This window comes from Pseudomonas sp. CH61 (genome assembly GCF_059429415.1).
Genome location: NZ_CM182098.1, coordinates 6,283,195 through 6,296,549 on the forward strand (window position 1 = coordinate 6,283,195; position 13,355 = coordinate 6,296,549).

Genomic DNA, 13,355 nt, shown 5'->3' on the forward strand with positions numbered 1-13,355 from the left:
CGCGGGATGATCGGCGAAGTGCTGACCACCAGCGAACGTCTGCGCACGGCCGTGGGGCAGGTGGCGAAAGTCGTCGAGAACACCGCTGAGCGTTCTGGCCGTCAGCAGGAAATGACTGACATGGTTGCCACCGCCGTTCACGAAATGGGCCTGACCGTGCAAGAAATTGCGCAGAACGCTGGCAACGCGGCACTGGCCTCGCAGACCGCGCGGGATGAAGCGATGCAGGCGCGCGAAGTGGTCGGCGGCTCGATCAAGCATATTGAAAGCATGTCGGATGAAATTGGCGTCGCGGCGGGGGCGGTGGGTGAGCTGGCGCATCAAGTGGCGTCGATCGATTCTGTATTGGCGGTGATTCGCGGGGTGTCCGAGCAGACCAACCTGTTGGCGCTCAATGCTGCCATTGAAGCGGCGCGTGCCGGTGACATGGGTCGGGGTTTTGCCGTCGTCGCCGATGAAGTGCGCACTTTGGCGCGCAGGACGCAAGCGTCTACTGACGAGATCCAGCAGATGATCGGCAGCCTCAAGCAAGGTGCGGAAAACGCAGTGTCGTCGATGCGTACCGGGCAGGCCGCAACCGGCACCGGGGTTGAGTCGAGCCAGCGCACCGGGGCGTCGTTGACGGCGATTACCGGTCAGGTCGAGCGCATCAGCGATATGAACCATCAGGTGGCGACGGCGACGGAAGAGCAGTCGGCAGTGACGGAAGAGATCAACCGTAATGTGCAGGGGATTTCGGATCTGGCGCGGGCGACGGCGGGGGAGGTTCGGGCCTGTCGCGAGGATTGTCAGATGTTGCAGAAACTGGCGGATGATCTGGCGCGGCAGATGGGTGGGTTCAAGTTGAGTTGAGTGTTGAGTCTGAAAAGCCCCTCACCCTAGCCCTCTCCCAGAGGGAGAGGGGACTGACCGAGGTGTCTTTCGCTATACATCGACCTGAAAATGCCAGTCGATTATGGATTCGGTGAACCTCTTTCAGGTCAATGAAGTATTCAAGCATCCCGTTCGGCCCCCTCTCCCTCCGGGAGAGGGCTGGGGTGAGGGTCGGCTTTCAGAACCACGCATCCTGCATCGCCAGGCACGTATCATCCCGCGCTTCCAGCAACGCCAGTTCATGGTGGCAACCCGGAACTTCCCACGTCAGAAAATACCGCGCCGCCTGCAGCTTGCCCTTATAGAAGTCAGCATCCGCCAAATTGCCCTTGGCTAACCCTTCCTCGGCACGAATCGCCTGTTCCAGCCAGCGCCAGCCAATCACCGTGTGCCCGAACACCTTCAGGTACAGCGCCGAGTTCGCCAGACTGCTATTGACCTTGCCCTGTGCCAGATCGGTCAACAAACCAATGGTCACCGTTTGCAGGCGCGCCACCAGTTTTTCCAGTGGTTCACGCAGTGCGGTCAGCAATTCGTATGCTGTAGCGCGCTCAGCGGTGTTGGCGATCAGGCGAATCAACTGCTTCAGTCCGGCACCTCCGTTCTGCGCCAGTTTGCGCCCGAGCAAATCCAGCGACTGAATGCCGTGAGTGCCTTCGTGGATTGGGTTCAAGCGGTTGTCGCGATAGTACTGTTCCACCGGATATTCGCGGGTGTAGCCGTGACCGCCAAGAATCTGGATCGCCAGTTCGTTGGCCTTCAAGCAGAACTCTGACGGCCAGGATTTGACGATCGGGGTCAGCAAATCCAATAGCTCATGCGCCTGTTTACGTTCGGCTTCGCTCTCAAGTGTGGTGGTGTCATCGAACAAACGCGCCGCGTACAGACCGAGATCAAATGCACCTTCGACGTAGGATTTTTGCGTCAAGAGCATGCGTCGTACATCGGCGTGTTGAATGATCGCCACCGGAGCGGTGGTCGGGTCCTTGCTGTCCGGCACTCGGCCCTGCGGCCGCTCGCGGGCGTACTCCAGCGAATACAGGTAACCGGCATAACCGAGCATCACCGCGCCCATGCCGACGCCGATCCGTGCCTCGTTCATCATCTGGAACATGTAACTCAAGCCACGGTGCGGCTCGCCCACCAGATAACCGATGCACTCACCGTTATCGCCGAAGTTCAACGCCGTGGAGGTGGTGCCGCGCCAGCCCATCTTGTGGAACAGCCCCGCCAGCAGCACGTCGTTGCGTTGGCCCAAGCTCCCGTCATCGTTGACCAGAAATTTCGGCACGATAAACAGCGAAATGCCTTTAACGCCCGCAGGTGCGTCGGGCAGCTTGGCCAGGACCATGTGCACGATGTTTTCCGAGAGCGGGTGATCGCCGCCGGAAATGAAGATCTTGTTGCCCTTCAGACGATAGGTGCCGTCGGACGCAGGCTCGGCGCGCGTACGAATATCCGACAGGGACGAACCGGCATGGGGTTCGGTCAGAGCCATGGTGCCGAAGAAGCGGCCATCGATCATCGGTTGCAGGAAGCGTTGTTTCTGCTCGTCCGTGCCAAAACTCTCGATCAGATTCGCCGCGCCCATGGTCAGGAACGGGTACGAAGTCGACGCAGCGTTGGCTGACTGGAAATGCGCGAAGCAGGCTTGCGATAGCAGCGTAGGAAGTTGCATGCCGCCGGCGTCGAAACTTCTCGCGGCGTTGAGGAATCCAGCCTCGAGGAAGGCATCCACCGCCGGTTTCACTTCAGGAATCAGAATTGCCTTGCCGTCTTCATAGCGCGGTTCGTTCTCGTCGCCCTTGCGGTTGTGCGGCGCAAAGTACTTCTCGGCGATGTTGCGCGCGGTGCCGATGGCGGCGTCGAAGGTCTCGCGGTTGTGCTCGGCAAAGCGCTCACGCCGGGTCAGGCCCTCGGCATCGAGGACTTCATACAGCTCGAAAGCCAGATTGCGGGAACTGAGCAGCGTCTCGGACATGGCGGCCTACCTGAAATTGGGGTTGGGCCGAGTCTAGGCGTGCTGATAAAGGCTGAACAGGATGATTGATGAGAGTGATGCAGAGGTGAGGGCGACACTAATCAAATGTAGGAGTGAGCCTGCTCGCGATAGCGGTCTGTCAGACACATTTATTTTGACTGACAGACCGCTATCGCGAGCAGGCTCACTCCTACAGGGAAGTGCATTCCAGGCGACCATTGCGGTCGCCTGGACTTACAGCGGTTTAGCCGATGGTCATCAAGCTCGCATTACCACCCGCCGCAGCGGTGTTAACACTCAACGCCCGCTCAATCACCAGACGTTCCAAGGCAATGTTGCTCTCGCCCTGGGACAAGCCCTGAACCCCAACGATCGCGCCGGCACGCTTGGCAATCTGCTGGCAAACGCCGCGCAACTGGTCGGAATGGCCGTGATGCAGAACCGCATCGAACACCACCTCATCCTTGTTCCAGTCAGCAACCAGCTTGATCCGCGCCTGAATCTCCTTCGGCAAGCGTGCGAACAGTGCCTTGCTGATGTCGGATTCCGGCCACACCGCCGAACCGCCTACCGCCAGCACCGCCGCCAGTTGCGTCAGCAGATCACCTTCAACCTCCGCCAGGCAGAGCACGTGCTCGCGCGGCAGGATGGCGTAGCTGTTCTTCTCGCCGGTCGGGCCGGCCAGCACGCGGGTGATGCCGCTCTGCGATTGCGCAGCGTACTGCACGCACAGCGTGCTCAGGTCGGCGTACTTGTTGCTTTCAGCCCAGGCTTTCAAGGCATTCAGCGGTTTGCTCATGGCGTCGCGCAAACGAACGTCCGGGGCGACAACGGCGTCACCGCGAGCGAAGGATTGTTCGATGGCGTCGGTAGGACGTGTCGCCAGCAAGCGGTACAGATACAGCGGGCCGCCGGCTTTCGGGCCAGTACCCGAGAGGCCTTCGCCGCCGAATGGCTGCACGCCGACCACGGCACCGACGATGTTGCGGTTAACGTAGACGTTGCCGGCGTTGACGTTGTCGATCACCTTGGCGATGGTCTCGTCGATGCGCGTGTGCACGCCCAGCGTCAGGCCATAACCGGAAGCGTTGATCTGGCCGATCAGTTGATCGATTTCTTTGCGCTTGTAGCGCACCACGTGCAGCACCGGACCGAAGATCTCGCGTTGCAGCTCGTCGAAGCTTTCCAGCTCGATCAGGGTCGGCATGACGAAGGTGCCGCGTTTGACCTCTTCGGTGTCGGCAATCGCCACCTGGTACACATTGCGACCTTTGTCGCGCATGCCCTGGATGTGCTTGTCGATGCCCGCCTTGGCTTCGGCGTCGATCACCGGGCCGATGTCCACGGACAGGCGTTCCGGATTGCCGAGACGGCTTTCGGCCATGGCACCTTTGAGCATTTCGATGACGCGATCAGCGGAATCTTCCTGCAGGCACAGTACCCGCAGCGCCGAGCAACGCTGACCCGCGCTGTCGAAGGCCGAGGACACTACGTCGATCACGACTTGTTCGGTCAGTGCCGAGGAATCGACGATCATCGCGTTCTGGCCACCGGTTTCGGCGATCAGCGGAATCGGACGGCCCTGGCTGTCGAGACGGCCAGCGATGTTGCGTTGCAGCAGACGCGCGACTTCGGTGGAGCCGGTGAACATCACGCCTTTGACGCGCTCATCACCGACCAGACCGGCGCCGACGGTTTCACCGCGACCTGGCAGCAGTTGCAGCACGCCTTCCGGAATCCCGGCTTCGAGCAGTAAGCGCACGGCTTGAGCCGCCACCAGTGGAGTTTGCTCGGCAGGTTTGGCCAATACCGGGTTACCGGCAGCCAGAGCGGCAGCGACTTGACCGCTGAAGATCGCCAGCGGGAAGTTCCACGGGCTGATGCACACCACCGGACCCAGTGGGCGGTGGGCGTCGTTGCTGAAATCGTTGCGCGCCTGCACTGCGTAGTAACGCAGGAAGTCGACCGCTTCGCGGACTTCGGCGATGGCATTGGCGTAGGTCTTGCCGGCTTCGCGAGCCAGCAGGCCCATCAGCGGCTGGATCTCGCCTTCCATCAAGTCAGCGGCACGTTCCAGAATCGCTGCGCGCTCGGCGGGCGGGGTGGCCTGCCAGATCGGCGCAGCGTTCAGCGCGCATTGAATGGCGTTGTCGACGTCTTCAACCGTGGCTTCCTGAACGTGACCGACCACATCACGGTGATCTGCCGGGTTCAGCACCGCTGCCGGCGTTTCATTGCTGGAGGCGCAACCGAGCATCGGCGCGGCTTTCCAGTCGTTGTGTGCGGTGGCGAGCAGGGCGCAGGACAGCGAAGCCAGGCGATGTTCGTTGGCCATGTCGATGCCGCTGGAGTTGGCGCGCTCAGCACCGTACAGGTCACGCGGCAGCGGAATGCGCGGGTGCGGCAGGCCGAAGCCACCTTCCACAGTCGCCATCTGCTCGATCTGCGCCACCGGATCGGCCACCAGTTCCTGAATCGAAATCGACTGGTCGGCGATGCGGTTGACGAACGAGGTGTTCGCGCCGTTTTCCAGCAAGCGACGTACGAGGTACGCCAGCAGGGTTTCGTGAGTGCCGACCGGTGCGTACACGCGGCACGGACGGTTCAGCTTGCCGTCGGCAACTTTGCCTACAACTTGTTCGTAAAGCGGTTCGCCCATACCGTGCAGGCACTGGAATTCGTACTGGCCGGGGTAATAGTTCTGACCGGCAATGTGGTAAATCGCCGACAGGGTGTGGGCGTTGTGCGTGGCGAACTGCGGGTAGATGACTTCCGGCACCGACAGCAGTTTGCGTGCGCAAGCGATGTAGGAAACGTCGGTGTACACCTTGCGGGTGTAGACCGGATAGCCTTCGAGGCCTTCGACCTGGGCGCGTTTGATTTCGCTGTCCCAGTACGCGCCCTTCACCAGACGGATCATCAGGCGATGACGGCTGCGGCGAGCCAGATCGATCACGTAGTCGATCACGTACGGGCAGCGCTTCTGGTAAGCCTGGATGACGAAACCGATGCCGTTCCAGCCAGTCAGTTGCGGCTCGAAGCACAGGCGCTCAAGCAGATCCAGCGACAGCTCGAGACGGTCGGCTTCTTCGGCGTCGATGTTCAGGCCGATGTCGTATTGCTTGGCCAGCAGGGTCAGCGACAGCAGGCGCGGGTACAGCTCGTCCATCACACGCTCGTACTGCGCACGGCTGTAACGCGGGTGCAGTGCCGAGAGCTTGATGGAAATGCCCGGGCCTTCATAAATCCCACGGCCGTGGGACGCTTTGCCGATCGAGTGAATGGCTTGTTCGTACGACGCCAGGTACTTCTGCGCATCGTGTTCGGTCAGTGCCGCTTCACCGAGCATGTCGTAGGAGTAACGGAAGCCCTTGGCTTCGAACTTGCTCGCGTTGGCCAAGGCTTCGGCGATGGTTTCACCGGTGACGAACTGCTCGCCCATCAGGCGCATGGCCATGTCGACGCCCTTGCGGATCATCGGCTCGCCGCTCTTGCCGATGATGCGGCTCAGCGAAGAGGTTAGGCCCGCTTCGTTGTGCGTCGAGACCAGTTTGCCGGTCAGCAGCAGGCCCCAAGTGGCGGCGTTGACGAACAGCGAAGGGCTGTTGCCCAAGTGCGGATGCCAGTTGCCGGTGCTGATCTTGTCGCGGATCAGTGCATCGCGAGTGCCCTTGTCCGGTATCCGCAGCAGCGCTTCGGCCAGGCACATCAGTGCCACACCTTCCTGGGACGACAGGGAAAATTCCTGCAGCAGGCCCTGAACAATGCCTGCGCGACCGCCGGCACTTTTCTGGTTACGCAGTTTTTCCGCGATGGAGGCGGCGAGTTTGTTGGTGGCTTCAGCCATGGCTACCGGCAGGCGAGCCTGTTCGATCAGCATTGGCACCACTTCCGGCTCAGGGCGACGGTAGGCAGCGGTGATCGAGGCGCGCAGAACTGACTGCGGCAGGATGCTTTCAGCGAATTCGAGGAAGCATTGGTGGGCGTGATCGGTGTGGACTTCGCCCGCCTCATCGGCGTCCTTGGCGGTCAAACCGTTCAGCTCGGTCAGGGTTGCACCACCCTCGAGTTTTTCCAGGTAATTGAAAATTGCCTGCTTGATCAACCAGTGCGGTGTGCGATCAATCGAGGTCGCGGCCGCCTTCAGGCGCTCGCGGGTCGGGTCATCGAGTTTGACCCCAAGGGTGGTGGTAGCCATATTTTTATCCTCATGGTTGCCACAGTTGCGTGGCATCAGCTGGCGGCAAGATTAGCCGTGCGCTGAGAGAGGTGCAACCGGGTGCAACCCTTTTTTTGTCGGAAAAATAAACGCTTCGTCAGGAATTATTTTCTGGTACGCAAGTGCCGCACTTGCTTGGTGCTTTTGCTTCTAGCAACGCGCTTGGACTGCGCTAAAAGGGAGCAAAAACTGCCTGTTTTCCGGAATATCCGACTAGGTGCAACTAATTCTCGCGAAACTGGTTGCACCTTTTTGCTTTGTTGCATAGCATTCGCGCCCTAGGTGCAACCGGGATAACCCGGTGCATCGGCTGGTGGCTTTCCTGGGGAAACATCAGTCCTAAATGCGCGGGATCCCGAATCGTCTGCCAAACGTCGTCGTTTGCGCGCGGTTCATCACCGCTGCTACATAAAAACAAAGCCAGGGCGTAACTTAATGAGCGTAAGCAATCCAACACTGATCACGTTCGTGATCTACATCGCAGCAATGGTGCTGATCGGCTTCATGGCCTATCGCTCCACCAATAACCTGTCTGACTATATTCTTGGCGGCCGTAGCCTGGGCAGCGTCGTCACCGCGCTGTCTGCCGGTGCTTCCGACATGAGCGGCTGGCTGTTGATGGGCCTGCCGGGCGCCATTTACATGTCCGGTCTGTCCGAAAGCTGGATCGCCATCGGCCTGATCGTCGGCGCCTACCTGAACTGGCTGTTCGTTGCCGGCCGTCTGCGTGTGCAGACCGAGCACAACGGCGATGCCCTGACCCTGCCAGACTACTTCTCCAGCCGTTTCGAAGACAAAAGCGGCCTGCTGCGCATTATTTCGGCGATCGTGATTCTGGTGTTCTTCACCATTTACTGCGCCTCCGGCATCGTGGCTGGCGCCCGTCTGTTCGAAAGTACCTTCGGCATGTCTTACGAGACGGCGCTGTGGGCCGGTGCTGCGGCGACGATTGCCTACACCTTCGTTGGCGGTTTCCTCGCGGTGAGCTGGACTGACACCGTGCAAGCCACGCTGATGATTTTCGCGCTGATCCTCACGCCGATCATCGTCCTGCTGGCCACCGGCGGCGTCGACACCACGTTCCTGGCCATCGAAGCCAATGATCCAAGCAACTTCGACATGCTCAAAGGCACCACCTTCATCGGCATCATCTCGCTGATGGGCTGGGGTCTGGGCTACTTCGGTCAGCCGCACATCCTCGCGCGTTTCATGGCGGCGGACTCGGTGAAATCGATCGCCAAGGCGCGTCGCATTTCCATGACCTGGATGATCCTGTGCCTGGGTGGCACCGTGGCCGTGGGCTTCTTCGGTATCGCTTACTTCTCGGCACACCCGGAAGTGGCCGGTCCCGTGACCGAGAACCACGAGCGTGTGTTCATCGAACTGGCCAAGATCCTCTTCAACCCTTGGATTGCCGGTGTGTTGCTGTCGGCCATTCTGGCCGCTGTGATGAGTACTTTGAGCTGCCAGTTGCTGGTGTGCTCGAGCGCCCTGACCGAAGACTTCTACAAAACCTTCCTGCGTAAATCCGCTTCGCAACTGGAGCTGGTCTGGGTCGGCCGCGCCATGGTGCTGTTGGTTGCACTGATCGCGATCGCCCTGGCGGCCAACCCGGAAAACCGCGTACTGGGTCTGGTGTCCTACGCTTGGGCCGGTTTCGGTGCTGCGTTCGGTCCGGTTGTGCTGATCTCGGTTATCTGGAAAGAAATGACCCGCGACGGCGCACTGGCCGGTATCCTGGTCGGCGCGATCACCGTGGTGGTGTGGAAGCATTTCGAGGTGATGGGTCTGTACGAAATCATCCCGGGCTTCATCTTCGCCAGCCTGGCCATCTACATCGTCAGCAAGATGGGCGAGCCGACCAGAGGCATGGTGCAGCGCTTCGAAGCAGCGGAAAAAGATTTCCACTTGAACAAGTGATTGTTCTGAGCTGAAGCTCACCCGAAAACGGCCCGTTTCCTACAGGAGACGGGCCGTTTTTTTGTGCCTGTAATTTCTCGAATCCTGTGGAAATCCAATGTGGGAGCGAGCCTGCTCGCGAATGCGATTGATCATTCAATGAATCTGTCGACTGACATGCCGCTTTCGCGAGCAGGCTCGCTCCCACAGGGTTCGGCGGTGGTTTTGGAGACTTGTCTGTAGTTGAAGGCGCCGCTTTTTGCAGGGTTTTTCGTCAATGAAAGTAGGGCAAATCTGATTTTCTCGTCACCCATTCATCACCCCTTGCCCCTCATGCAGAATCGCCCGCCCTCACACTGCAGAGAGACATCGGATGTTCGCGCCTGCCAATCAACCGCGTTTCACGTTGACCCTCGAAGGCGCCCAACATGACCTCAAAGTCCTTGAGTTCACGGGCAAGGAAGCCATCAGCCAACCCTTTCGTTTCGAGCTGGAACTGGTCAGTGAGCGACCGGACCTGGACCTCGAAAGCCTGCTGCACTGTCAGGCGTTTCTGAGTTTTGATGCTCAGGGTTCTGGTGTTCATGGTCAGATTTATCAGGTCGGGCAGGGCGATTCGGGGAAACGTCTGACGCGCTATCACTTAAGCCTCGTACCACGTCTGACGTATCTGGGACACCGCATCAATCAGCGGATTTTCCAGCATCAGAGCGTGCCGCAAATTGTTGCGCAGGTGCTTAAGGATCACGCGATCCTTCGGGATGCTTTCGAGTTTCGGTTAGGCAGCGAATACTCGGTTCGCGAGTATTGCGTGCAGTACGCCGAGAGCGATCTGGCGTTTATTCAGCGCCTGTGTGCCGAGGTCGGCATTCATTACCACTTTCAGCACAGCCCGAAAGGTCACCTGTTGGTGTTCGGCGATGACCAGACCGTGTTCCCGCGTCTCGCCGAGTCGACGGTGTATCTGCCGGGCAGTGGCATGTCCGCTGGTGCGCCGGCAATCCAGCGTTTCAATGTTCGCGTGGAAACCCGCACCAGCGTGGTCAGCCGGCGCGATTACAATTTCATCAAGCCGCGACTGCAGTTGGAAAGTCGTATCGACGCTGAGCAGCGCCCGGTGCTGGAGGACTATCACTTCCCCGGACAATTCAATGATCGGGAAACCGGCAAGCATCTCGCCCAGCGTGCGCTTGAGCGACATGTCGCCGATTACCGTCAGGCCGAAGGCATCAGCGACGAATCCGCGCTGGTTTGCGGACATTTCCTGCAACTGAGCGAGCATCCGCGCCACGACTGGAATGACCTGTGGCTGCTGACTGCCGTTGAACACCATGGCCGCCAGCCACAAGTGCTGGAGGAATCGGTGACCAGCGATGGGGACGCTTTCCAGGGTTACCGTAATAGCTTTCTCGCCACGCCGTGGGACGTGTTTTTCCGCCCGACGCTGGGGCCGGAAAAACCACGCATGCCCGGATATCAACCAGCGGTTGTGACCGGGCCGAAAGACACCGAAATCCACTGCGACGAGTACGGTCGGGTCAAGGTGCAACTGGCTTGGGATCGCGACGGTGAATTGAACGAGCATTCCAGTTGCTGGCTGCGCGTCGCCAGCGGTTGGGCCCATGACCGTTACGGCAGTGTGTTGATTCCGCGCGTGGGAATGGAAGTGCTGGTCGGTTTCATCGATGCCGACGCCGACAAACCCTTGGTCGTGGGCTGTCTGCCTAACGCCGCGACGCCGATTCCGCTGGATCTGCCGGCGGACAAGACTCGTAGTATTTTCCGCAGTCAGAGCAGCCCTGGCGGTGGTGGCTACAACGAACTGCGCATTGAGGATCGCAAGGGCGCCGAAGAAATCTACCTGCGCGCCCAGCGCAACTGGACGCAGCATGTGTTGAATGATCAGCAGGTGCAGGTCGATAACCAGCGCAGCATAGTCGTCACTGGGACTGCTCGGCATGAGTTGAAGGCTGATGAGCAACGCATCACTCATGGTCAGCGGCAGACCGAAGTGAGGCAGGACGATCATCTGAGCGTCACCGGCAACCGACATATCAAGGTGGCCAATCAGGCAACCAGTGCCAGCCAGCAGTTCCACGTCAGCGCCGGTCAGCAAGTGGTCATCGATGGCGGCGCGAGTGCGACGATTCAGGCCGGTGGGCAGTGGATCAACATCGGTCCCGGCGGCATTTTCAGCAGCGTGCCGATTGTCGTGGGCGGCGCACCGATGGCGGCGATGAGTGCCGCACCAGTGGCGCCGGGATTGCCGGAGAAACTCGCCGCCGCGCCGGCAGCCATGCTCACCGCCGCACAAATCATGAGCTTCAAGGGTGATGCGCCATTCTGCGAAGAGTGCGAGCGTTGCAAGGACGGTCTCTGTGCAGCCTGATTTTCTTTTGCCTGCCGAATGGTTGGCGCGGGAGCCGTTGAAAGCATCCGAGCAATTGTTCGCGGTATTCAGCAATGCCAGCGAGGCGAAGCCGCTCAAGGGTTGGCCAGACATGACGAATCCGATCTGGGCCGAGACGATCTATGCCGAGTGGGATGCGGTGATGCCTTACGTGGGAATTGTCGCTACTGACAGTGAGTTTCTGCATTGGGTCGCCACTACCGAATCGCGGGATTGGGGATGGTTGGCGGTGTCTTCGGCGAGTCTTGAAGAGGTGCTGGCGCACTTTCGCAGCCTGACCCAAGTGCTGATGCCGGACGGCAAAACGGTGTTTTTTCGTTTCTGGGATGGGCGGTTTCTCTTGCCGATTTTGCAGGCCGATGAGGTGGGCGCGGCGCAACTGTTTCCGCTGATCGGGCGTTGCTTGATCAATGGGCAGGCGCTGGAAATTGGTGGCAGGGCGCAGGTTTCGGGGCGGGCATTCCCTTGGTGGCAGGTGCCGGAGTCGGTGCTGTCGCAGCAGGGCAACGACGTTCGAACGGCCAATGCGTTGCAGTGGTTGAGCGAAGAATATCCGGTTCTTTTCGAGGCCTTTCCCGTGGCGGTTTTGCGTTGCAAGGTGAGGCGGTTTTTTCAGGTTTCAATGTCAGAAGATTCGTCGCAATCGGCGTTGCTGGCGTTTTTGCTGGCAGAGTCGGGGTGAGTTTTCGGGGCGAAGGTCTCGGACGATTCCTTCGAGTTGCGGCGGTTTTCATGAACTGGTGGGCGGTGGGTTGCAGGGATAGTCTTTTCGTTGTCACGGCGAAAGTGGTGGCAGGGTGTAGGAACCCTCTACCTAAGGTGCATCAGCGTTGTTGATCTTTGCGGCATGTAACTCGTGTCAGCAATATCGTTAGCGGCGGCTGTGTGCGGGACACGCTTCGGCGTGGCCGAATACCTTGGGTCGGTTCCTACTCCCGTGCACCGCTGCCACCCAAACCCGTAGGAAGGAGTGTGGCAGTTCATTTTCACATCCGAGGAAGCAAAAAATGACGACACTCAAGCCAGCTCCACCCTACGAAAAAATCATCCCCCATCCCGACAACCGCTTCATGGCACTCACCGGCAATTGCAGCGACATGCCGACCCTGTTCATCGACACCCACGTGCCCTCGACATCCTCATGGACGCCGCCAACCATCGCCTGCGCGCCGTGATCCAGGTGCTGGAAAACATGTGCATGCGCGGCTCGGTCGAATGCGACTCCGTCATCCTCAGCGACTTCGCCCAGCTCTGCGTGATCCCCTTGCGCGACGGCTGTGATGTGCTTGATGTCATCGGCAGGCGCCTGCGCAGCATGCCCGCCTGAAAAAGATCAAAAGATCGCAGCCTGCGGCAGCTCCTACACGGGACTGGCGTTCGCCCTGTAGGAGCTGCCGAAGGTTGCGATCTTTTGACGTTAAAGGAAATCAGTTAGTCAGTCAGGGATGTACGCATCCTGAGAGTTGATAAAGCTGTTGAACGCATCGGAGTTGTAGACCTTCATGCACCCAAAAAACACTACTTTTTCATTCGAGTATTTGCTGTTTGAAGGTGTCTGCTCGTAAGCCGCCAACACGTAGTTTCGGGTTTCTTTGTAGGGATCGTGTAGCACTTGCAGCGTGTCTTCATTTTGCAGGATGGAATGCATGCCTTTGCCCATGAAGGAATAGGCATTGGCGGACAGTGCAATGTCTTTTTCCAGCAAGGAGTGTTCGTTGAATGGCTTTAGGATGCAGTGGCTCAGGCCGTAGTTCTTTAGTGTCTGGCGTGCCTGTTCAATGTGGGTTTCGTCGGCAAGGGCGAGGTATGGGCCAAGCAGGCTGAATAAGCAGATGATCAGATATCGCATGAGTTTTTGACTTCCTGTCGTTCATGGTTAGACAGTTTAACGCCATAAAAGCAAAGCCCCTCACCCTAACCCTCTCCCAGAGGGAGAGGGGACTGACCGAGGTGTCTGGGTGATGTGCGCCGAC

7 protein-coding genes and 1 pseudogene are annotated in these 13,355 nt (G+C 59.3%); 5 read left to right on the forward strand and 3 right to left on the reverse strand.

The features are described 5' to 3' along the window. Nucleotides 1–120: 120 nt before the first annotated feature. Entirely contained in the window at nucleotides 121–852 is a 732-nt protein-coding gene (locus tag AC5SEM_RS28325) for a methyl-accepting chemotaxis protein (protein WP_371929254.1), read from the forward strand. A gap of 199 nt (nucleotides 853–1,051) precedes the next feature. Here the strand turns inward: AC5SEM_RS28325 and AC5SEM_RS28330 are convergent, their stop codons facing one another. Then, nucleotides 1,052–2,854, reverse strand: coding sequence for an acyl-CoA dehydrogenase (locus tag AC5SEM_RS28330; protein WP_495471757.1), 1,803 nt, complete (start codon nucleotides 2,852–2,854; stop codon nucleotides 1,052–1,054). 244 nt (nucleotides 2,855–3,098) lie between these two features. Next, on the reverse strand, nucleotides 3,099–7,052 hold the full coding sequence (putA, locus tag AC5SEM_RS28335; RefSeq protein ID WP_495471758.1) for a trifunctional transcriptional regulator/proline dehydrogenase/L-glutamate gamma-semialdehyde dehydrogenase: 3,954 nt from the start codon (nucleotides 7,050–7,052) through the stop codon (nucleotides 3,099–3,101). Nucleotides 7,053–7,508: 456 nt separating this feature from the next. On the opposite strand from putA, the gene putP reads away from it, so the two are divergent. The 4 genes and pseudogenes from putP to AC5SEM_RS28355 all read left to right on the forward strand — a co-directional run bounded on the left by putP (nucleotide 7,509) and on the right by AC5SEM_RS28355 (nucleotide 12,709). Beyond that, nucleotides 7,509–8,993 (forward strand): sodium/proline symporter PutP, encoded by a 1,485-nt coding sequence (gene putP / locus AC5SEM_RS28340; protein ID WP_212620545.1) that lies wholly within the window; start codon nucleotides 7,509–7,511, stop codon nucleotides 8,991–8,993. Between the two features lie 352 nt (nucleotides 8,994–9,345). Next, nucleotides 9,346–11,361 (forward strand): type VI secretion system Vgr family protein, encoded by a 2,016-nt coding sequence (locus AC5SEM_RS28345; RefSeq protein ID WP_495471759.1) that lies wholly within the window; start codon nucleotides 9,346–9,348, stop codon nucleotides 11,359–11,361. After that, on the forward strand, nucleotides 11,351–12,064 hold the full coding sequence (locus AC5SEM_RS28350) for a DUF4123 domain-containing protein (protein WP_495471760.1): 714 nt from the start codon (nucleotides 11,351–11,353) through the stop codon (nucleotides 12,062–12,064). Before AC5SEM_RS28345 ends, AC5SEM_RS28350 begins: the two co-directional genes overlap by 11 nt. A gap of 325 nt (nucleotides 12,065–12,389) precedes the next feature. Next, nucleotides 12,390–12,709 (forward strand): annotated as a pseudogene (locus AC5SEM_RS28355) (hypothetical protein). 108 nt (nucleotides 12,710–12,817) lie between these two features. Here the strand turns inward: AC5SEM_RS28355 and AC5SEM_RS28360 are convergent. After that, on the reverse strand, nucleotides 12,818–13,231 hold the full coding sequence (locus tag AC5SEM_RS28360; protein ID WP_495471761.1) for a T6SS amidase immunity protein Tai4 family protein: 414 nt from the start codon (nucleotides 13,229–13,231) through the stop codon (nucleotides 12,818–12,820). Nucleotides 13,232–13,355 lie beyond the last annotated feature (124 nt).

Bases quoted from the DNA above. Each gene is read 5' to 3' on its own strand.
- AC5SEM_RS28360 (WP_495471761.1), bottom strand. From the start codon at position 13,231: ATGCGATATCTGATCATCTGCTTATTCAGCCTGCTTGGCCCATACCTC.
- AC5SEM_RS28345 (WP_495471759.1), top strand. From the start codon at position 9,346: ATGTTCGCGCCTGCCAATCAACCGCGTTTCACGTTGACCCTCGAAGGC.
- putP (WP_212620545.1), top strand. From the start codon at position 7,509: ATGAGCGTAAGCAATCCAACACTGATCACGTTCGTGATCTACATCGCA.
- AC5SEM_RS28330 (WP_495471757.1), bottom strand. From the start codon at position 2,854: ATGTCCGAGACGCTGCTCAGTTCCCGCAATCTGGCTTTCGAGCTGTAT.
- putA (WP_495471758.1), bottom strand. From the start codon at position 7,052: ATGGCTACCACCACCCTTGGGGTCAAACTCGATGACCCGACCCGCGAG.
- AC5SEM_RS28325 (WP_371929254.1), top strand. From the start codon at position 121: ATGGTTGCCACCGCCGTTCACGAAATGGGCCTGACCGTGCAAGAAATT.